The organism is Pseudoxanthomonas sp. CCNWLY206-1 (assembly GCF_039710385.1).
Lineage (GTDB): Bacteria > Pseudomonadota > Gammaproteobacteria > Xanthomonadales > Xanthomonadaceae > Pseudoxanthomonas_A.
In genome coordinates this window covers 254,209-276,774 of record NZ_JBDKXI010000006.1, presented here as the reverse complement: position 1 = coordinate 276,774, position 22,566 = coordinate 254,209, and the positions used below count along the sequence as shown (strand labels likewise).

22 protein-coding genes are annotated in these 22,566 nt (G+C 59.9%); 6 read left to right on the top strand and 16 right to left on the bottom strand.

The genetic code is table 11. The features are described 5' to 3' along the window. Positions 1 to 2: 2 nt before the first annotated feature. From AADW18_RS15230 to AADW18_RS15165, 14 genes are all read right to left on the bottom strand, one after another. Positions 3 to 1,148 carry a type IV secretion system protein gene (locus AADW18_RS15230; protein ID WP_337344292.1) on the bottom strand — a complete coding sequence of 382 codons (1,146 nt, stop codon included), beginning with the start codon at positions 1,146 to 1,148 and terminating at the stop codon, positions 3 to 5. Positions 1,149 to 1,294: 146 nt separating this feature from the next. Then, positions 1,295 to 2,068: a hypothetical protein gene (locus AADW18_RS15225; RefSeq protein WP_342961447.1), complete on the bottom strand. Its 774-nt coding sequence runs from the start codon at positions 2,066 to 2,068 to the stop codon at positions 1,295 to 1,297. Between the two features lie 78 nt (positions 2,069 to 2,146). After that, positions 2,147 to 4,612 carry a VirB4 family type IV secretion/conjugal transfer ATPase gene (locus tag AADW18_RS15220; protein ID WP_337344233.1) on the bottom strand — a complete coding sequence of 822 codons (2,466 nt, stop codon included), beginning with the start codon at positions 4,610 to 4,612 and terminating at the stop codon, positions 2,147 to 2,149. Between the two features lie 111 nt (positions 4,613 to 4,723). Beyond that, the gene (locus tag AADW18_RS15215) at positions 4,724 to 5,029 is read right to left on the bottom strand and encodes a VirB3 family type IV secretion system protein (protein WP_337344232.1); all 306 of its coding nucleotides are present in this window, start codon (positions 5,027 to 5,029) and stop codon (positions 4,724 to 4,726) included. After that, positions 5,022 to 5,408 (bottom strand): TrbC/VirB2 family protein, encoded by a 387-nt coding sequence (locus AADW18_RS15210; RefSeq protein WP_337344231.1) that lies wholly within the window; start codon positions 5,406 to 5,408, stop codon positions 5,022 to 5,024. Before AADW18_RS15210 ends, AADW18_RS15215 begins: the two co-directional genes overlap by 8 nt. 78 nt (positions 5,409 to 5,486) lie before the next feature. Further along, positions 5,487 to 6,266 (bottom strand): transglycosylase SLT domain-containing protein, encoded by a 780-nt coding sequence (locus tag AADW18_RS15205; protein ID WP_337344230.1) that lies wholly within the window; start codon positions 6,264 to 6,266, stop codon positions 5,487 to 5,489. 42 nt (positions 6,267 to 6,308) lie between these two features. After that, on the bottom strand, positions 6,309 to 7,346 hold the full coding sequence (gene virB11 / locus AADW18_RS15200; RefSeq protein WP_337344229.1) for a P-type DNA transfer ATPase VirB11: 1,038 nt from the start codon (positions 7,344 to 7,346) through the stop codon (positions 6,309 to 6,311). A gap of 20 nt (positions 7,347 to 7,366) precedes the next feature. After that, complete coding sequence (locus AADW18_RS15195; protein ID WP_337344228.1) at positions 7,367 to 8,608, bottom strand: TrbI/VirB10 family protein; 1,242 nt, start codon at positions 8,606 to 8,608, stop codon at positions 7,367 to 7,369. After that, complete coding sequence (locus tag AADW18_RS15190) at positions 8,605 to 9,381, bottom strand: TrbG/VirB9 family P-type conjugative transfer protein (RefSeq protein ID WP_337344227.1); 777 nt, start codon at positions 9,379 to 9,381, stop codon at positions 8,605 to 8,607. Before AADW18_RS15190 ends, AADW18_RS15195 begins: the two co-directional genes overlap by 4 nt. Next, positions 9,378 to 10,373 (bottom strand): VirB8/TrbF family protein, encoded by a 996-nt coding sequence (locus tag AADW18_RS15185; protein WP_337344226.1) that lies wholly within the window; start codon positions 10,371 to 10,373, stop codon positions 9,378 to 9,380. Before AADW18_RS15185 ends, AADW18_RS15190 begins: the two co-directional genes overlap by 4 nt. 102 nt (positions 10,374 to 10,475) lie before the next feature. Beyond that, entirely contained in the window at positions 10,476 to 10,886 is a 411-nt protein-coding gene (locus tag AADW18_RS15180; protein ID WP_337344291.1) for a TcpQ domain-containing protein, read from the bottom strand. Positions 10,887 to 11,527: 641 nt separating this feature from the next. Next, entirely contained in the window at positions 11,528 to 13,198 is a 1,671-nt protein-coding gene (locus AADW18_RS15175; protein WP_337344225.1) for a type IV secretory system conjugative DNA transfer family protein, read from the bottom strand. Positions 13,199 to 13,246: 48 nt separating this feature from the next. After that, positions 13,247 to 13,522, bottom strand: coding sequence for a hypothetical protein (locus AADW18_RS15170; RefSeq protein ID WP_337344224.1), 276 nt, complete (start codon positions 13,520 to 13,522; stop codon positions 13,247 to 13,249). Positions 13,523 to 13,718: 196 nt separating this feature from the next. Next, on the bottom strand, positions 13,719 to 14,270 hold the full coding sequence (locus AADW18_RS15165; protein WP_337344223.1) for a hypothetical protein: 552 nt from the start codon (positions 14,268 to 14,270) through the stop codon (positions 13,719 to 13,721). 325 nt (positions 14,271 to 14,595) lie between these two features. On the opposite strand from AADW18_RS15165, the gene AADW18_RS15160 reads away from it, so the two are divergent. From AADW18_RS15160 to AADW18_RS15150, 3 genes are all read left to right on the top strand, one after another. Beyond that, on the top strand, positions 14,596 to 14,838 hold the full coding sequence (locus AADW18_RS15160) for a DUF3297 family protein (RefSeq protein ID WP_337344222.1): 243 nt from the start codon (positions 14,596 to 14,598) through the stop codon (positions 14,836 to 14,838). Positions 14,839 to 14,940: 102 nt separating this feature from the next. Further along, complete coding sequence (locus AADW18_RS15155; protein ID WP_337344221.1) at positions 14,941 to 15,315, top strand: YciI family protein; 375 nt, start codon at positions 14,941 to 14,943, stop codon at positions 15,313 to 15,315. A 265-nt stretch (positions 15,316 to 15,580) separates the two neighbouring features. Continuing rightward, positions 15,581 to 16,789 carry a mechanosensitive ion channel family protein gene (locus AADW18_RS15150; protein ID WP_337344220.1) on the top strand — a complete coding sequence of 403 codons (1,209 nt, stop codon included), beginning with the start codon at positions 15,581 to 15,583 and terminating at the stop codon, positions 16,787 to 16,789. Positions 16,790 to 16,793: 4 nt separating this feature from the next. Here the strand turns inward: AADW18_RS15150 and AADW18_RS15145 are convergent, their stop codons facing one another. Then, the gene (locus tag AADW18_RS15145) at positions 16,794 to 17,315 is read right to left on the bottom strand and encodes a hypothetical protein (protein WP_337344219.1); all 522 of its coding nucleotides are present in this window, start codon (positions 17,313 to 17,315) and stop codon (positions 16,794 to 16,796) included. Between the two features lie 94 nt (positions 17,316 to 17,409). Continuing rightward, the gene (locus AADW18_RS15140; RefSeq protein ID WP_337344218.1) at positions 17,410 to 19,356 is read right to left on the bottom strand and encodes a S9 family peptidase; all 1,947 of its coding nucleotides are present in this window, start codon (positions 19,354 to 19,356) and stop codon (positions 17,410 to 17,412) included. A 371-nt stretch (positions 19,357 to 19,727) separates the two neighbouring features. Here AADW18_RS15140 and aroQ point away from each other — a divergent pair, with 371 nt between their 5' ends. The 3 genes from aroQ to accC all read left to right on the top strand — a co-directional run bounded on the left by aroQ (position 19,728) and on the right by accC (position 22,300). Next, entirely contained in the window at positions 19,728 to 20,174 is a 447-nt protein-coding gene (gene aroQ / locus AADW18_RS15135; RefSeq protein WP_337344217.1) for a type II 3-dehydroquinate dehydratase, read from the top strand. Between the two features lie 187 nt (positions 20,175 to 20,361). Beyond that, positions 20,362 to 20,841, top strand: a complete 480-nt coding sequence (gene accB / locus AADW18_RS15130) for an acetyl-CoA carboxylase biotin carboxyl carrier protein (protein WP_337344216.1) — start codon at positions 20,362 to 20,364, stop codon at positions 20,839 to 20,841. A gap of 91 nt (positions 20,842 to 20,932) precedes the next feature. Next, positions 20,933 to 22,300: an acetyl-CoA carboxylase biotin carboxylase subunit gene (accC, locus tag AADW18_RS15125; RefSeq protein ID WP_337344215.1), complete on the top strand. Its 1,368-nt coding sequence runs from the start codon at positions 20,933 to 20,935 to the stop codon at positions 22,298 to 22,300. Positions 22,301 to 22,566: the final 266 nt, after the last annotated feature.

The window sequence follows — 22,566 nt, the reverse complement described above, 5'->3', positions numbered from 1 at the left end:
CATCATGTCTTCTCGGTCGAGCTGTTTTCCCGTTTTATAACATCGTGATGAACCGCTCCCCTACCGTAGTTTGGATTGGCGGCTGGGTTGCCGAACCCGCCCGCTCCAACAGGAGAATTTCCCTCTCTTTCAGTATTCTGCGCTAACGCTCCCGCGCCGCCACGATACGCCGGCTCACCCGGGCGACTTCCCACTGGTGCGCCACCGCCGCCGCCGAACTGCGAGAACGCCATGAACTGTCCCAGCGTTCCCTGGAAGAACATCGCCGCCATCGGCGGGGCGCTGATGATGAGTGCGGTCAGGATCAATCCCATGCCGCCTTGCTGCATGGCTTGGCTGGTCATGCCGTCGGTGAAGTTGGAGCCCAAGATCGACCCTACCAGGGCGGTCGTCCAGAACGCCGAAGCTACCCGCGTTACCATCTCCAGTGCTATGGACACCATGGCGCTCAGCACCGCCATCGAGAACATCGTGCCGATGCCGTAGAACAGCCATTTACTGAACAACTGTTTGGTCTGGTCGAACAGCAGACATAGGATGAAAAGCGGTCCCATGCCAATGAACAACGCGATTGCCACCTCGTAAAGCAGCAGCATGGTGCCGCCGGTGATCGCGGGGCCTCCGGTACCCAGGCCCACGAACCACATCGCCCGCGTCTTGGCACTATCCAAGGTCGGATCACTGACGACATCCAGTGCGTCGATGCTGGAAAGCGCCACCTGCATCCAGGCCAGGTTCTTGTCGATATTGTCCTCCGGTGCTTCGTGTTCGCCGGTGACAATCCAGTTGATTTCTTCCTTTACGTCTTCGGTAAGGAAGTCGTGCAGCCCCGATCCGAATATGCCCATGGTGGTGGCTGCGCTGACGATCAGCACAGCGCGCAGCGAATTGGTGACCAACGCCATCATCGACTCGCGCGACTGCCCGGTGATGATGCGGTAACCGTGCACCATTATCCACAGCGTCAACAGCGTCAAGGCGATGCCTCCGACCCATTGCATGGCATTGCCCATCATCTCGATGCCAAATTCCCTTATCTCACTCCGGAGATAAGTCAGGATCGACCGGAAGAAAACGAAGTCCCCCAGCGATTGCGCCTGCAGATTCAGCCAGTCCCGCAGACCGCCCGTTCCCAGCCACCCGCTCATGATGTCGATTCCCTTGTTCATTGCTGCGCCTGCCATTGCCATGCTCGGGCCAAAGTACCGGCGCCCCCCTGATTCGTTTCCGCGCCGGACAACGCCAACGCGGACTCCCTTGCCTTCAGCCTACGTGCCACTACTGCCGCTTCCGATCAGTTGCCGACCTGCAGCGCGCCCGCCAGCACGCCGGTTTTCACCAGCGTCCCGATCGGATTGTTTTCGCCTTTCAACGCCAGGCTGGCCAGAAGCTTCTGATTCTCTTCCATTGAGCTGATGTAGGCGTCGTACATCTGCATGCGCGAGCTCCAGGTCTGGAAGTTCACGTTGAGCTTGTTGCTGGCCTGCAGAGCGTTGTTGTTGCTGGCCTCGACGTTGCCCTGGTTATTGCTGGCGTCGCGCTGGCTCTTCAACTGGCCGAGCATGGTTTCCAACTCCGGCACGGTCTGCCTCATGAAGCGGACGGTCTCGTTGTATTTCGCGTTGCGCGTCATCTGGATGTTCGCGCAGATCTTCTTCTGCTGCTCGGTGATATTTCCCGTCGGATTCAGGTTGAACACCTGCGTCAGGCTACTCAGGCTGAAGCTGCTGCTTGCGCATCGCTCCCTCACCATGTAGTCGTCCGGGACTTCGGTCATCTGCTGGCCGCGCGGCAGGCCGAAGTTCATCATCAGGCTCTGCATGCGGATCAGTTGCTGCTGGTAGTGGCTCAAGGTCTGCTGCCAGCGCATTGCCTGTTCGCCATACTCGGCAATATCGAAGCTCTTCTGGGTAATCTGGGTAATGATGTTCTGTATGGTGTGTATGGGATCGTGGAACACGACCGCATTAGCGCCACCAACCGCCAAAGAGCACATCAAAGCAAGGCTGGCCAGCACCGGTTTCCTGTACTTGCGCTTGGCCGAACTATTTTTACCATCGATGCTCATAGCAACTCCTTTATCCGTCTTGAGACTTTCAAACAAGGCGTGCCGAGTGTCCTGTTCTTCGGCACGTGCCACCATTCCTTATGCGTCCATGGCGCGCGCATTGTAGGGACTCGATCGGGCCGCCGCTTTCTTCCCGGATCCCTTTCTTTGCGCATAAAACTCGGACAGCCATTGCTCGGGACGCAATTCATTGCTTGGAACGCCCGTGGCGATTGCCTGCTGCTGCAGCACTTCATGCATGATCTCGATGTTGTCCGTCGAGGCTGAGATCACCGCCAGGGCATCGTCCATGCCGCGCAGGTTGAGCTGACAGACGCTGGAGGCGTGGCCCTGCTTGACCAGGAAGCAGCGCGAGCGCTCGTCCAGGCTTACCACCACCTGGTACTCGGCATCGGTGAGCTTGAGCCCGTTGATGTAGTCCTCGCGGCTGGCATTCGGGTTAGGCAACAAGATCAGCGTGGCGGTCTGCTCGATCAGCGCCGCCGATATGTCGCTTGCCAAGGCATCCTCCGGACTCTGGGTGGCGAAGATACCCAGGCCGTTCTGTTTACGGATGGTCTTTTGCTTGTTCTTGGCGAATTCCTTCAGTCCGCCCTTCCCATCGAGGATCTTCCAGAACTCGTCCATGACGTAGATCAGTGGACGACCGTCTATCAGCGCTTCCAGGCGGTGCAGAAGGTAGTTGATGACCGGTACGCGGACCTCCGGATTATCGATGATATCGGTGTAGTCGAATCCGATGATGTTGGCCTTGCTCAGGTCGATGGTGTCTTCCGGATTGTCGAATACCCAGCCCAATGCGTTGCCGGCCGTCCACTTGCGCATGCGCGCGAACAGGCCGTCGTCGCCCATGTTGGGCAGGCTCTTCTGGAAGTTGGTCATGTTGCGCAGGCGCATGGGCGTGTCGAGCATGTTCTCGACCGCACGGTAGATCTCCTCTTCCTCGCGCGAGGTGTAGTTGATCTTGCCCGCCAGCACCTTGATCAAGTCGGCCAGGAACTGCACATTGGCTTCGTTGCGCTCGCAATGGAAAGGGTTGAAGCCGGTGGGCTTGCCGCTTTCCAAGGCCAGGTAGTTGCCGCCGCAGGCGCGCACGAAGATCTCCGCGCCACGGTCTTTGTCGAAGAAGAAGATCGTCGGCGACGGCTTGAGCTTCTGCACCTGGCTGAGCAGGAAGTTGATCAGCGCCGTCTTGCCGGTACCAGACTTGCCGATCACCATGGTATTGGCGATGGCTTTTTCGCCCAGCGAGTTCTCTGCCGGATGGGTTGCGTGGAAATTGAAGTAGTAGGGCTGACCATTGGTGGTCTGCAGCGTCGTAACGCACTCACCCCATGGATTGTTGTCCTTCTTTCCTGTCGCGAAGTTATGTAGCGGGCACAACCCCAGGAAGTTCAACGAGCTGACATTGGCCAGGCGGGTACGGTATTTCCAATTGCCCGGAAGCTGCGAGTAGAACGAGGACGTCACCGCCAGGTCTTCCTTGGCCGATACGAAACCCGCATTGGAAAGTTCCGCCCGCGCGGTGGCGATGTTCTGGGAAAGCTTCTCCTGGCTTTCCGCATACAGCGCCAGGATGAAGTGGTATTCCCCGAGCACGAAATTGCCCGACGCCAGCTGATCCATCGCATAGTCCAGCTCGACAATCTGGCTGACGGCCTTGTCGCCGGAGGAAACCATCATGCCTTTGGTGCGATCCAGAACTTTCAATGCATCCTGCCGTCCCATCGGACTGAAGGAATGCGTGATCACGTATTCGAAGTCCAGGTATTTCAGACCGTTGAGGATGCCGGGATAGGTTCCATCAGCGTATTCCTTGATATTGAGGATGGCGCCGAAATGATTCGCACCATTGGGAGTATTGACGACGAAGTCACCGGTCTTTGCCGAGAACATGTGCCGGCTGACCGGCAGATAGGCGTACACGGGGGCCTGCAACACGGGCACTGGCTCGTCGATACGGTTGAGAAGATAGCCGAAGAACTCCAGCGCTTCGGAGAAAACCACACCGTTCTTGGCCTCGTACATGCCCAGACGATACGGCGAGTAGTCCTTCAGGACGGCCTCGACGTTACCCGCCAATTCCTGGATCTTGGTAATCGCCTGCTCCTGTTCCGCCTGCAGCTGGCTGACATTGGCCGACTTCTCGACGAACCGCTTACCCGTCACCACCGGCCGATAGATCATGGTCAGATAGAGCTCGTTCTGCATGATCTTCTGCGACGACAACGCATTGAAGTACGCGTCCGACATTTCCTGGTTGAATGCCTGATCAAACTTGCTGTGGGTGTTGATACGCCGGCGGCGGCGCACATCGTGTACCCAGAACGCCACATTCACGTAATCCGGGGCGCGCAGCGTCTGCAGCATCCGGTTAAAGGTGTTATGGCGATGCTCGATTTCCCACTCCTCCCGCCCCACGAACGGTAAGCCACCCAGGTGCCACACCATCAGGTAGTCGCCACCGGTGGTTTTCAGCACCGTGGGAGACACATGGGTGGAAATAGGAACGAATTCGCTGATGGGGGTGTCCGGATTGAACATGAGCTTGTTTGTTGCAACTCCCTTCTATGACTGAATCAATCTCAGGCCACCGGCTGCGGTGAAACCCATGGCGCCGCGAGCGGCGCCGAGGGACCAACACAATCCGCGGCGCTATTTGCCGGCGGGCTTCTCGCGATAACCATTGGGCGTGAACACCCACATACCGGAGTGATGCTTCACGTTGCGCACCCTGAACTTGAACTGCCATCTCAGGCCGAGCAAGCGGAAGATCATTTCGTCGCGACGGGCCATCTGGCGCATCACGAAGATGACCACGGGTATCAGGAACAGGAACAGCAAATTGAAGTACATGGCCATCAGCAAGCACCCGCCCGCACCCAGGAAGAACGGCACGTAAGGCACACCCAGGAACATCGCCGGGCGGGTGCAGCCGCGGAACAGTACGTTCTTATGCATAGCGGCTGTAGACGGCGTCCATCAGCATTGCGGTGGTGGTACATTCCGTGGCTTCCGGCAGCAGCATCTTGGCAACCTGGGTGGCGGCGCCGATCAGCAATCCACCGATCAGAAGGGGAGCCACGTCGCCGATCCGCTTATGGGCGAAAGCGATCTGGTAGCCAGCGAAGATGATGGCGATGGTGACCACGGCGATCGATGCCATGTTCAGCAGGCCTTGGACGTTGCTGAAGAAGCCGCAGACTTTTTGGTCGGTGCCCGCAAAATCTTGTGCTAGTGCTGGCATAGTCAGTACAACAATCAAAGCGGTGGCTTTCAACAAGCCGACGGTCAGTATCTTGGCCTGCTCGGCTATCGCTTTCTGTGTGGTTGCCTTCATTGTTTTCTCCTTTTCGACGGGTGCGGAAGAGCCTGGCGCGTTGGGTGGTGGTGACGTTCCAGAACGTTGAATTCCGCGTTAAAAAACGAACGCCTCGTCCGCTGCAAGCGGGGGAAGCGGCGGTCGCTGCGGCGCCGCTGGCGGCGTCGCGTTGACCAGAACGGGCTGCGATTCTTGCGGCATGGCGCTGGCGACAGCGACATCCCCCAAAGATGCGGCCGGTGTTACGGCTTGCGGTTGACCGGCCAATGCCGGAGGCGGCGGCGCGAACGGTTGCAACGGCGGCACCGCTGCCTCGATGATCCGCCGTTGTGCCGGCGTCTGCGTCGATTGCAACGGGTAGCGGGTCACTTCCACCACACGGCGCGAAGGCTTGCTCACTACTTCGATCGCACCTTCCGGCGTGGCGGGTGCGCGCGAGCCATTGCCGTTCATCGACGCGTATATTTTCTGCACGTAGCCATGGCGATAGCCGGTGGTGAAGTTACCCGAGTAGTAGCAACTGAACGACTTGCCCCAATTCTTGCCCGAACGGTTGTAGCACTCAGCCAGGATGCGCGAACCGGCCTGCAAATTGGGGCAGGTTTCAAACGCTTTCGCGTAGGAATCCAGGCCGTATTTGCTCAGGTTGTAGCGGTTGACCTGCGCCAGTCCTAGCGAAAAGTTGTATCCCCTGCTCTCCAGCATGCTAACCGTGGCCAGCGCCTCCGCCAGATTTTTGGGCTGTCGCAAAAGACGGCCGCCCACCACGCCAATGGCGTAGGGGTTGTACGACGACTCCACGCGCACAACGTGATGCATCACGTTCGCGGGGACCGCCAGTCCAACGCAGCCGATCAGTTCGAGGCCAGGCAACATGGCATGGGTCTCCTGTACGCGATCTTCTCCATACGAATCGAGTCACTCATTGAACGTACGCTCCGGGTTGAAATCGATGCCCGTGATGTAGCGGCGTCCGGCGTGCGCTTTGATATGCACCAGTATGTCGATGGTCATCATCAGCAACCGCTTGATGACGGCGAATTCCAGGCCGGCGCCTTCGGCCGAGGCCTTCACCATCAGCGCCAGCTGATCCCAGGTCTGGGAAGTGCTGCCGGCGTGGCAACTGGTGATGGACCCCGGATGTCCGGAAGCACAGTTCCTGATGAAGTAGAAAGACTCGTCGCCACGCAGCTCGGCCAGGATGATGCGGTCGGGCTTCATGCGCAGGCACGCTTCCATGCAACTCTTCGCAGTGACGTTGCTGGAGCTCTGGCCGCCTTTCGAGTACAGCAGGTGCACTGCGTTGGGTTGGCTGATGAAGAGCTCCCGCGCGTCCTCGATGGTGACCAGCCGCTCGTTGTCCGGTATGTGGTTCACCAGCGATTTCATGAACGTCGTTTTGCCGCTGCCGGTAGCGCCGGAAACGACGATGTTCTTCTTGTACAGCACGGCCTTCTTGAAGAACTCCGCGTAGTTGCGCGAGTAGCGCAGTTCCAGCAGTTCACGATCGTGCTCGCTGAGCGCGTGGGTCTGCTCGAGGATCTGATCAAAGAATCCATCTTCGTGGTACTGCACCAGGGTCTTGGTGTGCTTCGAGGGTAGACGGATGGTGATGGACACCTTGCCCGCATCGCACGCGGGAGGAATCACGAACTGCGCACGCTGTCCGGTGGGAAAGGTCAGCGATACCACGGGATCCGTATCGGTGATCCGTTGCCCGGTATTGCTTTCGTTGACCACGGCGGTGCAGAACTGCCGGGCACGCTCGAAGTTCAAGGTAGGCACTTCGACTCTGCGCCAGCCATCTATCGTTTCAAGATAGAGCTCGCCCGGCCTGTTGATGCATATCTCGGTGACGTCCGGCGAGCTCATGTACTCCAGGATGCCCAGCACGTCGTACTGGTAATCCAGGAAATCGCTTGAGACGCGGGCGACGGGCGAGAAGTCGGTATCCATGGCGGCCGGCAGGTTCACTGTCAGTACTGAGCCAGCACGCCGGAGAAGTCGACGTCCTTCGCCACGTAGACGTTGACGACGGTGCCCTGGTTGATCGTCAACGTGGGAGGACGGCGATTGTCCAGCGCCTGGTTGGCCAAACGCTCCATGGTTCGCGCGGTGGCGCTTTCATAGGGAGATTGCACCGCCAGCCCCGAACCGGTGATCGTGGTGGTTTCCGGGCCATGCTCGGCGGCAGCATATTTGAATGCATCGCTGATCAGGCTGACCAGCAGTGCGGACGAAATGCGGCTGCCCCAATGGGCGTCGTACTGTCCCGGGTAACCCGCGCCGCCCAGATTATCGATGCCCGGGCTGGCCATATTGATGTCCATGCCGGTGGGCGTAGTGATGCGATCCCAGATGACGGAGACGCGCGGCACTCCACCCAGGCCGGAACTGTACTTTCCGAGGACCTTGGACCCTTTCGGTATCAGCAGGCTGCGACCATTGATCGAATAGATAGGCTCGGTGACCACGCAGGAGGTAAACCCCGACACATCGGTGATGATCCGGGTCTCCAGCACACAACGAATATAGGTGCCGCGTACCAACAGCGCGCCCGGCTTGTTGATGAACCGGGCGCTGGTCGGCTTCGCCTCGATCGGGTCAGCAGCAGCGGGAGCGCCCTGACCGGCCTGCGCACTGGCCATCATCGCCTTCATGTAGGCGTCGCTGGGGTCGCTCTGTCCACGCGACTCGCCGGATCTTTCCATCATCATCCTGCGCTCGAGCAGACTGGGGCCACTGGGCTCCTGCGGCGACTCCGGATATGCGCTGGCGTAGGTCGGCTCAGGAGCAGGTAGCGGCGGCAGCTCGGTCGACGCAGCCGGGGCCATTTCGATCGGCTCGGCGGGTGGTGCACTGGCCAACGGCGCTTTAGGAAGATCCGGTATCACCACCGTTTCCTCGCGCGGTTTTACCTGCTCATCCTTACCCGAGGCACCCCTGAACATCAGAACCGCCGCGATCACCAGTACTCCCAGGATTCCGGCCAGGAACACCAGCGCCTTCCGGTTCAAGCGCTGAAGCTCGCTGGATTTCAACGTGGGTGCATTGGCGTCGAGATCCGGTGGCGGCGATCCTTGCTGCTGTGTGTAGTAAGGGTTCGCACCCATACCGCTGTCGCCGGCGGCTTCACTCCGGTGCGAGCGCTGATTGGAATCGTAATCGCCCTGCTCTTGCGGACGATCGGGCGGGTTTGGCGGCACGTTCTGGCTCATTTCTGCTTATTCCTCCGCAGGCCGACGACGTTCTTTCCATGACGGATCACCAGATAGGGATAGGTGCCGTGAACGACCAAGGTGTTTTTCTCAACAGTGGTATTGACTACGAAATCCTCGCCGTCTTTACGCTCGCGTCCGAATACAGCCGGGAAATTCCCGGTCGGGAAGCTCTTGAGGTCGCTCATCCTGATGTAGGTGAACTGGCCGTCATCGTAGACAGTCGTCGGAATCAGCCAGGCCTGCTTGGTACGAGTGGCGTAGTCGTAGTCGAAGTTGTACGCCCGGTTCTTCTCGAGCACCGTGCTCAACTCCGGGACAAGCTCTTCCTGCTTGGCCGTCTTTGGGGCGAATTCGGTATCGCTGGGATAGGTGAACGCGACCTTGTACTGCACCCCCGCCCGCTTCGCCTGTTCCAGGCTTGTCCAATCGGTCGCCACCACTTTCAGTTCGAAGATGTAGGTATGCATGGCCGTGCGGATCACCATGTTGGTATCCACGTCCACATTCTTCGGCTTCAGATAGAAGACGTTGTCGCGCCGGGTGAGTTCCCAGCCAGTGCTGAAGCCGGTGCTGTAATCCAGCACTTCTTCATGCGGGCTGAGTTCGACCTGGGTGGTGATTCCCAGCGCGGTGCGGATGACGTAGACCTGGTCTGGCTTGTATTCGTATTCATCGACCACCTGCGCCTGGGCATACGCAGGCATCGCGACGACCGCCGCGATGGCCGCGTACAGGATCCAGGTCAAGCAGTACTTACTGATGCGATTCATCGACGGCTAGCTCCGTTAGCGTTGGGGTCTACCGGCGCAATCGCCGGAGCAGGCGCCGGGTTCGTTTTGGCTGGGGTTCCTGCGGGTAATGCGGCATCCGGATTGCTTGGTACCTGCCCAGGCACTTGGCCACCGGGGCCGGTCGGCAGCATCGGCTGGCCGGGAACCGGCGGAGCCATCGGATCGACCGGCATCGACGGCGGCGCCTCGGGATAGCCCGGCAGCGGTTGCGCTTCGCCAGGATTGGGTTCGGACTCTGCTGGCGGCGAGGCGGCGTAATCGTTGTCGACGCGATAGGACGTGACACGAAAGCCCAGCGGGTTTTCGATGCGATCCTTCTCGCTCATTTTCAGATTGGACTTATAGGTGAATTCGAGCGTGGCCAGCATGCTGTCCAACGGACGCGAGGCGCCGGTGGATTTATCGTAGATGCTGCGTTGAAAGCGTACGGTCGCGCCCTTCGGAGCAACGCCATTACCGCCGCCGATCAACACGATGCTCAGAATCTTGACGCGTATGGCGCGCGTTTTTCCGTAGATCTGATAAGGGCTTTGAGGGTTGTTCGGAGAATGCAGCGCCGTATAGCCGGACGAAACCTCCGGCGTGGACATGGTGTACACGGTGGTCCAGTCACGCAGATTCATCAGCGCCACGTCGTAGGACTCACGCGCCATTACGAAATGAGCGACGTTGCTGCGGTTGATGGCTTCGCTGGCGGTGATGCTGTTGTTGGTGAAATCACCCTGCAAGCGGGCGACGGTGCTGGTACCGGTATAGGCGTCGGCCATCACCAGATAAGGCACTTTTTCCTTGAGCGGAAGCATGTAGAAATATCCGCCGGCCAAGATCAGGGACATCAGCACCGCGCTCCATGCCACCAGCCACGCGCGACGCTCGCTGCGACGGGCGACATCGGCGATGGTCAGCTCGAAGCTGACCGATTTGGAGACCGCGTTCTCTACTTTCGGTGTCGCTTTATTCTTACCAAACATCATGGACTTCCGTGACAAATAGCGACGTTGGACAGCACAACCAGGGAAGTGCGCAACCAGGCTCCTGGGCAACCACTGGGCTCATGCGATCGCATGACAGCATCAGTCCGAACTCGTTTCCGGCTCGCTTCCGCCCTGGGCCGGCACTGCGGCCGGCTCGGCATACCGCACCACGATCTGAGTGCCTTCTGCTGCGACGGACAATTGCTGATCGGCATACACCGCGCTCAGCTGCGACACCGCGTCCTGCACGCTGCCGGTACGGATCGACGCGACCGGCGCGTGCAACGTGAAATCGGAAGGATGCAGATACGACAGCGTCATATTCGAATCCTTGGCCCAACGCTCCAGCATTTTCTTCAGCGTCCCGTCCATCGGCGACGCCTGGAAAACGTAGGACTGGTGAAGAGGAATGGCTTCCGTTGTTTCCGAGAAACGGTTAACGGCTCGCCAGCGCCCACCGTAGTCGGGGGCGGGCGTGGTGCCGCAAGCTGCAAGCGCGGCGGGCAGCATGAGCGCCCAGAAAATGGAACGAACAACTGACTTCAACTTCACGCTTCCGCCTCCTTGTTGGAAATGATCGTGGTGGTGTCGAGAGTGCGCACCTTGGTATGGCGCAGCCGAAGGCGCGGCATTCGTCGACGACGAAGCGATGTGTTTGGCAATCGCGTATCGCCGCCTGGCGCAGATATGCGCGCCAGGTTGGACTCGACAGCTTTCATGTAAACGGCCGTGGCGCAGGACATCCCCGCGGCACTCGCGTACTGATGAATTCCCAAAGCTCGCCCCTGTTTTCTTGCACGCCGGATAATTATTTCCGGCATATCCCTGCAGCTGATACATCAAGCATCCCGCTCTTTTTAAGCTGTTCCCCAACGTCCTGTTTCTTGTCGCGAACCAAAATGCCAGTGGACTCAGCGAACAAGACTTACTGCTGTTTGGCGAAGGTATCTCGCGTTACACAACGCGGTCAATAGCAAATCATCCGCCCTATGTGATGAGATGCGCGTCACGTGCGCCGCATCACAGAGGACAGATGTATATGCATGTGTTTCACAAAACAGAAGCAAACACGTGTTACTACACGCATTTACCAAATCCTTCACATTTATAAACATTGCAGGCAATTCAATGCCTGCATTTTGTTTACGCGCCTAGAAATGCACCACAGGAACTTCCACCTTCGGAAGCAGCCGGTCAGTGAAGTAACGATCTTTGTAGTATTTGATCTTGTCGCACTTCACGGGGTGCGGTATTCCTTCATACAGGAATACTTCCTTGTCGGGACCCATGGCCTTGAGCTCCTGCGGAAGCATCAGTGCGCGCCGCTCCTCGGATTCGCTGCGCGATACCTCACGTCCGCGCGTGATGTTTTGCTTGCGCACGGTGGTGTAGCCGAGCATTTCCGAATAATCGTTGGCGTCCTGCTGCTCGCGGGGTGCGTAGATTATCTGCAGCGCGTGATTGGTAATGATGGTTCGTGAGACTTCTTTTCCGTACGTGGCGTCGAGTTGCGCCATGCTTTGGATGATGGGCAGCAAGCGAATGTTGTAGCCCGCCATGTAGGAAACCGCCGAAGCGATGATGTCGACCTTTCCTATCGAGGTGAACTCGTCCATCAGCAACAAGCACTGATGCTTGAGCTCGGGATTATTCTGGGGCAGCTCGCGGGTGTTCAAGTTGATCAGCTGACTGAAGAACAGATTGACGATCAAACGGCTCTCCGCCAGCTTGTTGGGCTGGATGCCGATGTAGATGGTCATCCGACGCCTGCGTACATCGGTCAGCAGGAAATCGTTCGCACTGGTAGCGGCGTCCAGCACCGGATTGATCCAAGCGTTCAAGGGCTCCTTGAACGTGCCCATGATGGAAGCAAAGGTCTCGTCCGCCTGCGACAGCAGGTTGGCGAACGCCGAACGCGCATTGCTGCTCAGGAAGGGCTTCTGCGATAGCACCTTCAGGTACGTCCTGAGATCCGTACCGTCGCCGGAAGACACGCGATAGATGGCACCCAAGGTGGGGCTGCTGCCTCCTGGAAATCCGTTGGCCTGCGTGTCGTCCCAGTTTTCGAACAAGTACAAGGCGAAGGCCATGAAGGCATTGCGTGCCTGGCTGACCCAGAATTTCTGATCGTCGGAACCATCCGGATACAGCATGGCGGCGATGCTCATGAGGTCGGACACGCGGAAAGCCGGATCCTTCGATACGTAGCTCAACGGATTCCAACGGTGCGTCCGCCGGTCCTCGGCGAATGGATTGAACAGGTAGATCTCATGCCCTTGGCTTTTGCGCCAGCCGCTGGTCAGGTCGAAATTCTCCTGCTTGATGTCCAGGACCACCATGGATTCCTGATAATCGAGCAGATTGGGAATGACCACGCCCACGCCTTTGCCGGAGCGAGTGGGCGCAGCCAGGATCACGAACTGTTGTCCGCCCAGGCGAACCAGCTTGCCGTTGAACTTGCCCACTACCACGCCGTCCTTGGACGTTTTCAGCAAGCCATGCTTGGTCAGATCGCCTGTCGTCGCGAACCGCGCGTCGCCATGAATTCCTTTCTTGGCAGGCTTCAACAGCCACACCAGCGGGATCAGACTGGCCGCTGCCGGCACTCCGAATCCCACATAACCCGCCATTTTGATCTTGCCTACGTACGGCGCGACCTGTGGCAGATCCAGCGCCTTTATGTACTGCCAATAGGTGGTGGCCTTCAGCAGGCCCGCGTCGAGTCCCAGTAACAGCAGCGTCAGTGCACCCGAGAGATAGTTGCCTGCAAACAAAGCGGCCAATATCAACACTATGGCGAGGATTAATTTGGGTCTACTCAATGATCGTTCCTCCTTGAACCGGGAAGCTTCGCGGCCCGGCGACTTGGGTTATCGGCGGCGTTTGCGGGCAGCCGTGGTGGGCGTTGGACGAACCTGTTCCGGTTCCCGGTCTGCCTCGGCCAGCTCCGTCGCCCATCGCTTGGCATCGTTCAAGGTCAGTTCTCGACGCACCAGGCCACCGGCCGAGGTAATCACCGCATAACCAATCGGATCATCCGCAAGCGCGGATGGCGCCGCTTTCAACTCGACCACCTGATAACGTCCTTGGACCATCAGCACGGGACCGTACTCGACTGGCCCCGCTGGATCATCGGTTAAGTACATGCGTCTATCCCCTTGGTAGCAGTCCCCGTATCGCTCTTCACTAGCCAGATCGGGCATGAAGGCCCTATAGCGGGACAACGGCTTACTGCCCCTGCGGGCAGCACCCGCAGCGGCATCCTCCTTTCAGGGGCCGAGTATTCAATACGCTTGCTTGCATTTGCAACCGGGTCTCACACCTATGTCCGGACGCCGCTGATCAGAGCGTGTCACTACCCCGTCGCAAATCGATGCCCATCACAGAAGCGAGTTGCTGCATCGCTTCATCGTCACGACTGAGGGCTGTCCAGCCGGCGTAGGCATCGTTTCCGGTGCTCCAGTTCCACAACGTATAGCCGTGTTCGCGCAAGCGATCGTACGCCGTGTTCAATAACGCGGGCACGTCGGTGCCCTCCAGAAAATCATCATCGCTGGGATCGCCACCCCAATCGATGTCGATGCCATAACGCGCGGCCAGCTGATTAAGACAGTCGATCAGGACTTCACTGTCTTTTTCATCCACGTAGAAACCCGATGTCCAATCGATAACTTCTTTGATGAACCAGATAGTCTGGTCACCGGCATCAGGTTCGCCTGCCGCGTCGCGGTAGGCAGCAAACTGGCGCAGCGCGGTCTCTTCGTCACCGGGGTTGATCAGCGTCAGGAGATTCCAGACCAGGGCTTCGGCGTCGTCCAGATCAATGTCGTCCTCATCCTGGAAGGCATGGTCGAAATTGTCGTCGGGGTCGAATTCTTGGTCAGGCAGGGACATGAGGGCGGGCCGAAAGAAGTGCGCGGGTATCGCGGCGTGCCGATATGCGAAAAAGGCAATGCGATGGCTGTTTTCGCATTATCGCGCTTTCGTGTCGCCGCTGCGGTCATCTTCGGATGTGTGGTCTCCGTGAAGGTGGGTTGCCCGGCCCCTTTCTCTGGCGGCTGGGCGAACAGCAGCGGAGCCCCAAGTGGATGCAAGCACAGGCTCCGCTCTACGTGGCGCGGCTTTTGGAGGTTGGGCCGCCCCATAAAGCGATCCAAGGCGGTCTTGGTTTATCCTTGTCGGCCCTGTGGCGCTGGCCACGATGCAGCCATCGATTTCCATGACCGACACACCTCCCGACCGCTTGGCTTCCGACCCGCATAGCCCTTTCCACGATGCCGAAATGCTGGACCGTGGCATTGGCATCCGCTTCAACGGTGTGGAACGCGACAACGTGGAAGAGTATTGCGTCAGCGAGGGCTGGATCCGCGTACCGGTAGGTAAATCCAAGGACCGCCGCGGCAACCCCATGACACTGAAGATCAACGGCCAGGTAGAAGCTTATTTCCGCGGGCAGGAGTGAATCGCTTCAGGGGTATGGCAAGCGCGTGATAACCGCACAATCCGACACCGCCGGCATGGCACAATCGCCGCTTGCGCCGCAGGGCGTCATTGGGAGGAACGCATGAAGTTCGCACTGCTGATCTACACCGACGACACGATGTTGGAAGAGCTGCCCTCGGGGGCCTACGACACCATGATGCACAGCTGCATAACGCATGCCGATGAACTTCGCGCGGATGGCAAGCTGTTGGATTCGCAGCAGCTCGAAGAGCCCGTGACCGCGAAATCGGTCCGTATACGCAACGGCCGGACTTCGGTGATGGATGGTCCGTTTGCCGAGACCAAGGAAATCCTGGGCGGCTTCAATCTGATCGAAGCGGAGAGCATGGAAGAAGCGGTTCGCATCGCACAGGAATTCCCGTGGACCAAAACCGGTTGCGTGGAGGTTCGTCCCGTACGCGATTTCGAGGAAGTGCGTCGCAGGGTGGGCGCCTGACAAGCGGCAGATTCGCCTGGCAACTTCTCGCAAGGAAGCAACGGATACCCGCGACTCCGGCAACGGATGTCGCCGCGCTCAGATAAAGATGTGAGCGCTCGAGCGCCGACGCATGTCCGTCGGCGCTCATTTCACGCACGAATGCCACATTGGTGCACTGGCACCGCTTCGCACACGCCGATCATTTCGCCTTCATAGCCGCATTCGACGCGATGTTTACGCCGCATGCGCCACGCTGCGGTGTGAACAGTCGCGAGAGTGCCGGATGACATCGAGCCAGTGGCAGGACTTCGTTGCCGTAGCGTGGCCCTTGTTGATCGCGTTGGTCCTGGGCCTGATCGTGCAACAGGTGCTGCTGGCGATCGCCCGACGCGCGCGCAGGCACGCCGCGGAGTACCTGCGAGCGCGTATCGCGCAAGTCGTCGCCGCGCCCGCGGCCATCGCACTGCCGCTGTTCTTCCTCAGCGTGGCCGTACGCGCCACCACGCTACCGCCGGAATGGATAGCCAACATCCAGCACGCGCTGGGCATCGGCGGATTGCTCTGCCTGACTTGGCTGGCAGTACGCGCGATCGGCGCGGTGGAGCGGCGCATCCTGCGCGAGCATCCGGTGGAAGTGGCGGACAATCTGGCGGCACGCCGGATACAGACGCAGACCCGGGTAATCAGTCGAGTGGCTCAGGGTGGCGTGGTGCTGATGGGCGTTTCGATTGCACTGATGACCTTTCCCACCATTCGCCAGATCGGCACCACGCTGTTGGCATCAGCCGGCATCATCGGCCTGGTGGCGGGCATCGCGGCCAAGCCGGTGTTCGGCAATCTTATCGCCGGCCTGCAAATCGCCATCACCCAGCCGATCCGCCTGGACGATGTGGTGATCGTGGAAAACGAATGGGGCCGTATAGAAGAGATCACCAGTGCGTACGTGGTGGTTCGCATCTGGGACGAGCGGCGCATGGTGGTGCCGTTGACATGGTTCATCGAACATCCTTTTCAAAACTGGACGCGGACTACTTCCGAGCTGCTGGGCACCTCTTTCCTGTGGCTGGATTACCGCACCCCGATGGCGGACATACGTGAAGCGTTGCAGCGCATCTGCGAGACGGACGAACGCTGGGATGGGCGCGTCTGCGTGGCGCAGATCACCGAGACCGACCAGACCACCGTGCAAGTGCGGCTGTTGGTCAGCGCGCGCAACTCCGGTGACCTGTTCGATCTACGCTGCGCGGTGCGCGAACGGATGATCGATTATCTGGTACACGCGCATCCGCAGTCGTTGCCGCGGCTGCGCATGGATCTCGCGCGCGACGAAAGCAACGCGCCGGCAACGCCCGGCGAGGCGTTGCGCGCCGCTCAGGCCACCAGCGAAGTCACCGAGCACACCCGTTCCCCCGGCGCCGAAGACGTCACTCCCGCTGATGCTGCGAAGGAGGCGGCGACGCGGACGCCGCCGCCTTCTTATGAAGGCACGTGATCAGTCACGAAGGCATCTGATCTACTGCGGACAACGGCGCGACCACCTCCACCTCCGCCGGATCGCTAGCCGGATACTGCCTGCGGTAAAGCACGCACAAATAAAGCATGCAGACCAGTGCGAACATGTTGAGCGCAATGGCGACATTGCTACCCAGATTCAATACGTCGAACTGAAATGTGCTGCCCACCTGATACGCGAACCCGGTGTGCGAAGTGGTCATGTTCCACCACACGCCCAAGTTGGCGGGTGCCCAGAAAACATACGTCACCACGGGCGAGATCAGTTGCGGCACCTGCAGCGCCCAGAACACCAGATTCAATGCCACGGCGTGGCGATGGCCTTCCAGCATCCACAAGCCGGCCACGATGCCAACCAGGTAAAGCAGCGCGAACATCACCAGGATGATGGCGCCCAATGCATTCAAGCTCTGCTGCCCGGCAATTACCGTCGTCAGTACCGCCAGCCCAGCTCCACCGCCCACGATGGGAAGTAGCCCCAGCGTCCGCCTCAGCCATGGTTTCATCGGCCTCTCCCCGTTCGCGGCACGTTAGCAGCCGCCAACGTCCAGACAATGCGGACTACGTTGCATATCCGCACACTCGCCGCGGACGCCTCGGCTACTCCGCCGTGGCTCCGCCCAGGTGACGCGCCAAGAAGGCCAGCAGACGGGTGTAGTACTCGCGCCGGTGCGGCTCGGTGTAGAAGCCATGCCCTTCGGTGGGGAAATACAACGTCTCCACCGGCGTCCCGGCAGCCTTCAACGCCTTTTCCATTTTCTTGCTGTGGCTTATTGGCGCGCGATCGTCCTTGCCGCCCGCTGCCATGAACACCGGCACCTTGATGTTGCCGGCCAAGGTGGTGGGCGAACGCGCTGCCAAGGTGCTTCGCTCGCCTACCCAATCGTTGGCCCAGGTTTCCAGCCACCGCGTAACCCCGGCATCGTCCTTGTGCATCGCGGGCAGATCGTAGACGCCCACGTACCCTGCGGCGCAGCGGTACAACTCGGGCTCCATCGCCGCACCCATCATCGCGGCGTAAGCACCGTAGCTCGCACCGTAGATACAGATACGCTGCGGATCCGCGATCTTCTGCTCGATCGCCCAACGAGTAGCATCGGTCAGATCGTGCTGCATGGTGCCGCCCCACTGGCGCGCGCCCGCCTGGTGAAAAGCGCGACCATAGTTGCCGGAACCGCGGAAGTTGATGCGCAGGACGGCATAGCCCGATTGCGCCAGCATCTGCGTTTCGATGTCGAAGCTCCACTCGTCGAAGATGCCGAACGGCCCGCCGTGCGGCATCACCACGAGTGGCAGCGGTTCGGTCGCGGCATTCAGCGGCGCGGTGAGAAAGCCATGCAATTCCAAGCCATCGCGCGCCTTCAACGTCACCGCGCGTGTTGGCGCCATCAAGGCCGGATCGAGCCATTCGCGGCGGCTGAATACCCGGTCGGCGCGCTTCTTCACCGTGTCGTACAGGAAAAAGTCGCCCACGTTACGATCGCTCCATACGTTCAGCAGCAACAAGCGGCCATCGCTGGTCGCCGAAGTAATGAAGAGCGCACTATCGGGAAACGCTTTCTCCAGCGAGCGGTACATGCGCGCCGTGGGTGAAGCTTCATCGAAGAAGCGGCTACGAGCGCGGTCGGAAGTGAAAAGCGCGCCGACCGGCTCCGCCGCGTTGTGCTGGTGCAGGATCTCGTACGGATCAACCGTCGCATCGCGCAGCAATTCGCGACGGTCGCCACTGTCCAGATTCACCGCCACGATGGCGTCAGGCCCTTGCGGGTGCTCCACCTGAAGGTAGGCGGTGCGGCCATCGGCCGAGAAACCCAGCGGCTTTTCGACGCGATGGGTCTTCGCTTCGTCGTTCATCAGCTTCCACTCGACGTCATTGCTGTCGCGGTAGTACAGCTTGCTGATGTTGTCGTTTCCCGCACCGCGTGCGAATCGCACCAACCCTTGCGCATCGGTGGCGAAACTGGCGCGCCGGATCGGGGCGCTGGCGACTCGCCAAAGCTTGCCATTATAGATGTTCAGCCGCTCCACGTTGGTCATGGGATTGGCGCTGAACGTCCTCATGCTGATCAGCACATGGCGCTCATCATTGGGCAGGTCGTCGATCAGGAAAGCGGCGCGCGGTTCAGGCCCCCCGAACCGTACCGTGTTGGGGGAGTAATCCGTTCCGTACGGGCTGACCAGCAGCTTCGATTGACTGCCGTCGGCATTGATCGCATAGAGCTCGCCTGTGGCGTAAGGCTGGTCCTCAGAGCCGTACTTCTCGGCCATGCTGACCACGATGCGCTCGTTGTTGGCCCACCAGAAGTCGTGCACCACCGAATGTTTTTCGCCACCCACATTGGCGGTGATCTGCTTGTCCGAGCGCCGGATGACCACCAGAGCGGTACGATCTTCCAACGGCACCGTCATTGCGTAGTACTCGCCGGTGGGCGATATCTTTATCTTCTCCAGGCCGTCCTGTTTCAGGAACTTCGCCAGATCCACGGCGGCCACAGGCGCAGCCACCAGCATCGCCGCAACGGCGATGCATACTTTCCAAACCTTCATCCCTGACTCCCCCGAGCCCTAATTCGTGGCAAGAATGTAACCGCAGAACAGAGGCTTGTGGCGCCCCTTGATCACTTCCATACGTAAGAACGAGGGTGGGACGGCCACCGGCGTGGCCACGGCGGCCCAACGGCTGGACACTGCACCTCATGGTGGCGGAACGAAAATTGGCCCAGGAGAGAGGGTCGCGCCAACCTGTCGCCAACCCGTTTAAGTCCCAACCTTCCTCGGTCTGCCCCGCCTTTCGCGGCGCGGCTTTCGCTGGAACCAACCCTCTCATTTCAAACAGACGCTTAAAGCGCGGCGAACTTCGGCGATCTGGACAGCATTGCCGGGTTCCCGCAGACTGCCGCCCTCCACTGGAGCACTCGATGGCAAAGCTGCTGGTCCTACATGGTCCCAATCTCAACCTGCTCGGCAGCCGCGAGCCGGGGATATATGGCCATGCGACCCTGCCTGACATCAACGCCCAGCTGGCGGCGCAGGCCGCCGCCGCAGGGCACGAGCTGACCTCCTTCCAGTCCAATGCCGAGCATGCACTGGTGGACCGGGTACAAGCCGCGGCAGGCGATGGCACCGCGTTCATCCTGATCAACCCGGCCGCCTTCACCCATACCTCGGTCGCTCTGCGCGATGCGCTGGCGGCCGTGGCGCTGCCCTTTATCGAAGTCCATCTGTCCAATCCGCATGCCCGTGAGCCCTTTCGCCACCACAGCTATTTCAGCGATCTGGCGATCGGCGTGGTTTGCGGCTTTGGTGCCGACAGCTACCGATTCGCGCTGGATGCCGCCGTGAAACGGCTGGGCGAGCACGCATGAGCCATTGCCAGAGCGCGTGGCCGGCCCTGGCATGGGACCCGATTCCGGCACTTGCCACCCACACCATCACCCCGTGCCGTCATCGCCGGCGCGAACATCACCACACCCGCTGACATCTTTACCGAGATATTTGCCGATCAATTGCTCCACTACTGAACGGCATTCACCACACACCTAAGAGGCCCCTATGGATCTTCGCAAAATCAAGAAGCTCATCGACCTGCTGGAAGAATCGAATCTCGCCGAAATCGAGATCAAGGAAGGCGAAGAGTCGGTGCGCCTGGCCAGGGTGCCCAAGGGTCATTACGCCGCGCCGGCTCCCGCACCGATGATGATCCAGGCAGAGGCTCGCCCACAGCCACCGATGCCGATGACATCACCAACCGAAGCCTCCACCGGCGGCAGCGCCAAGCCGGCCAGTAATCTGCCAGAAGGACACGTGGTGCGCGCACCGATGGTAGGCACGTTCTATCTTTCGCCAGCACCGGACAAACCGCCGTTCGTCGCCATCGGCCAGGCCGTCAAGACCGGCGAAACCTTGGCGATCATCGAAGCGATGAAGATGTTCAACCCGATCGAAGCCGATGTATCCGGCACGGTGGTGGCGATCCTTACCGAAAGCGGCCAGCCGATCGAGTTCGACCAGCCGTTGTTCGTTATTGGATGAAGCGGGAACGGGGAATCGGAACAGGGAATGAAACCTCCCATTACCGACATTCCTCGTTCCCTGTTCCCCGTTCCCGTCTTTGAGAACTTCCATGCTCGATAAAGTCGTTATCGCAAACCGAGGCGAAATTGCGCTGCGCATCCTGCGCGCCTGTCATACGCTCGGCATCCGCACCGTGGCCGTGCACTCCACCGTCGATCGCAATCTGAAGCACGTGGCGATGGCCGACGAATCGGTCTGCATCGGGCCGGCGGCATCGGCGGACAGCTATCTCAACATTCCCGCGATTATCGCCGCGGCGGAAGTGACCGATGCGCAGGCCATCCATCCCGGCTACGGCTTCCTGAGCGAGAACGCCGACTTCGCCGAACGCGTGGAGCAATCCGGCTTCGTCTTCATCGGCCCCAAGGCCGACACCATCCGCCTGATGGGCGACAAGGTGGAAGCGATCCGCGCGATGAAGGCCGCGGGCGTGCCGTGCGTGCCTGGTTCCGGTGGTCCGCTGGGTGACGACATCGTCGCCAATACCAAGATCGCCCGCGAGATCGGCTACCCGGTGATCATCAAGGCCGCGGGTGGCGGCGGCGGACGCGGCATGCGCGTGGTGCATGCGGAAGCGGCACTCAGCAATGCCATCTCCACCACCAAGTCGGAAGCCAAAGCCGCCTTCAGCAACGATCAGGTCTACATGGAAAAATTCCTGGAAAACCCACGCCACGTGGAGATCCAGGTACTAGCCGATGGACAGGGCCATGCCATCCATCTGGGCGAGCGCGATTGTTCGATGCAGCGCCGCCATCAGAAAGTCGTGGAAGAGGCACCCGCGCCCGGCATCAGCGAAAAGCAGCGCGCCGAGATCGGCAAGGTCTGCGTCGAAGCCTGCATCCGTATCGGTTATCGCGGAGCCGGCACGTTCGAATTCCTGTATGAGAACGGCCACTTCTACTTCATCGAAATGAACACCCGCATCCAGGTCGAGCATCCCGTTACCGAAATGGTTACCGGCATCGACCTGGTCGTCGAACAACTGCGCATCGCCGCCGGGCAAAAGCTGAGCATCAAGCAGGAAGACATCGTCCTCAACGGCCACGCCATCGAATGCCGCATCAACGCTGAAGACGCGGAGACGTTCGCGCCCAGTCCCGGCCTGATCCAGCACTTCCATGCGCCGGGCGGTCCGGGCGTGCGCGTGGACACGCATATCTATGAAGGCTATCGGGTGCCGCCGAATTACGACTCGATGATCGGCAAGCTGATCGTGCACGGGCCGGACCGCGACACCGCCATTGCCCGCATGCGGGTGGCGCTGAGCGAAATGGTGGTCGACGGCATCAAGACCAATATTCCGCTGCAGCAGCGCATCATGCGGGACCGCGGTTTTCAGGCCGGCAGCCAGAACATCCATTACTTGGAAAAGCGATTGGCCGAGCGCAAGAACAAATCGATTGCGCTGGTCTGATGCTCCTGCGTGGCTCTTGCCTTCTGTAGGAGCGGCTTTGCTTCTGTAGGAGCGCCGTCCCGGCGCGAGCTTTTCCCGTCAGGTCGCAATAAAGGCAAAAGGGCGACGAAGCTCGGCTGTTCACCATGTCGACGCGCTGCGGCGCGTTCTTGAACGAGCGCACGAATGACTATCGGGGCGCGGCACGAGCCCTTTCTGTCAGATTGCGATTAAAGCAAGAGCTCGCGGCGGGACGCCGCTCCTACAAGAGCCAAAGACCGCCGCGG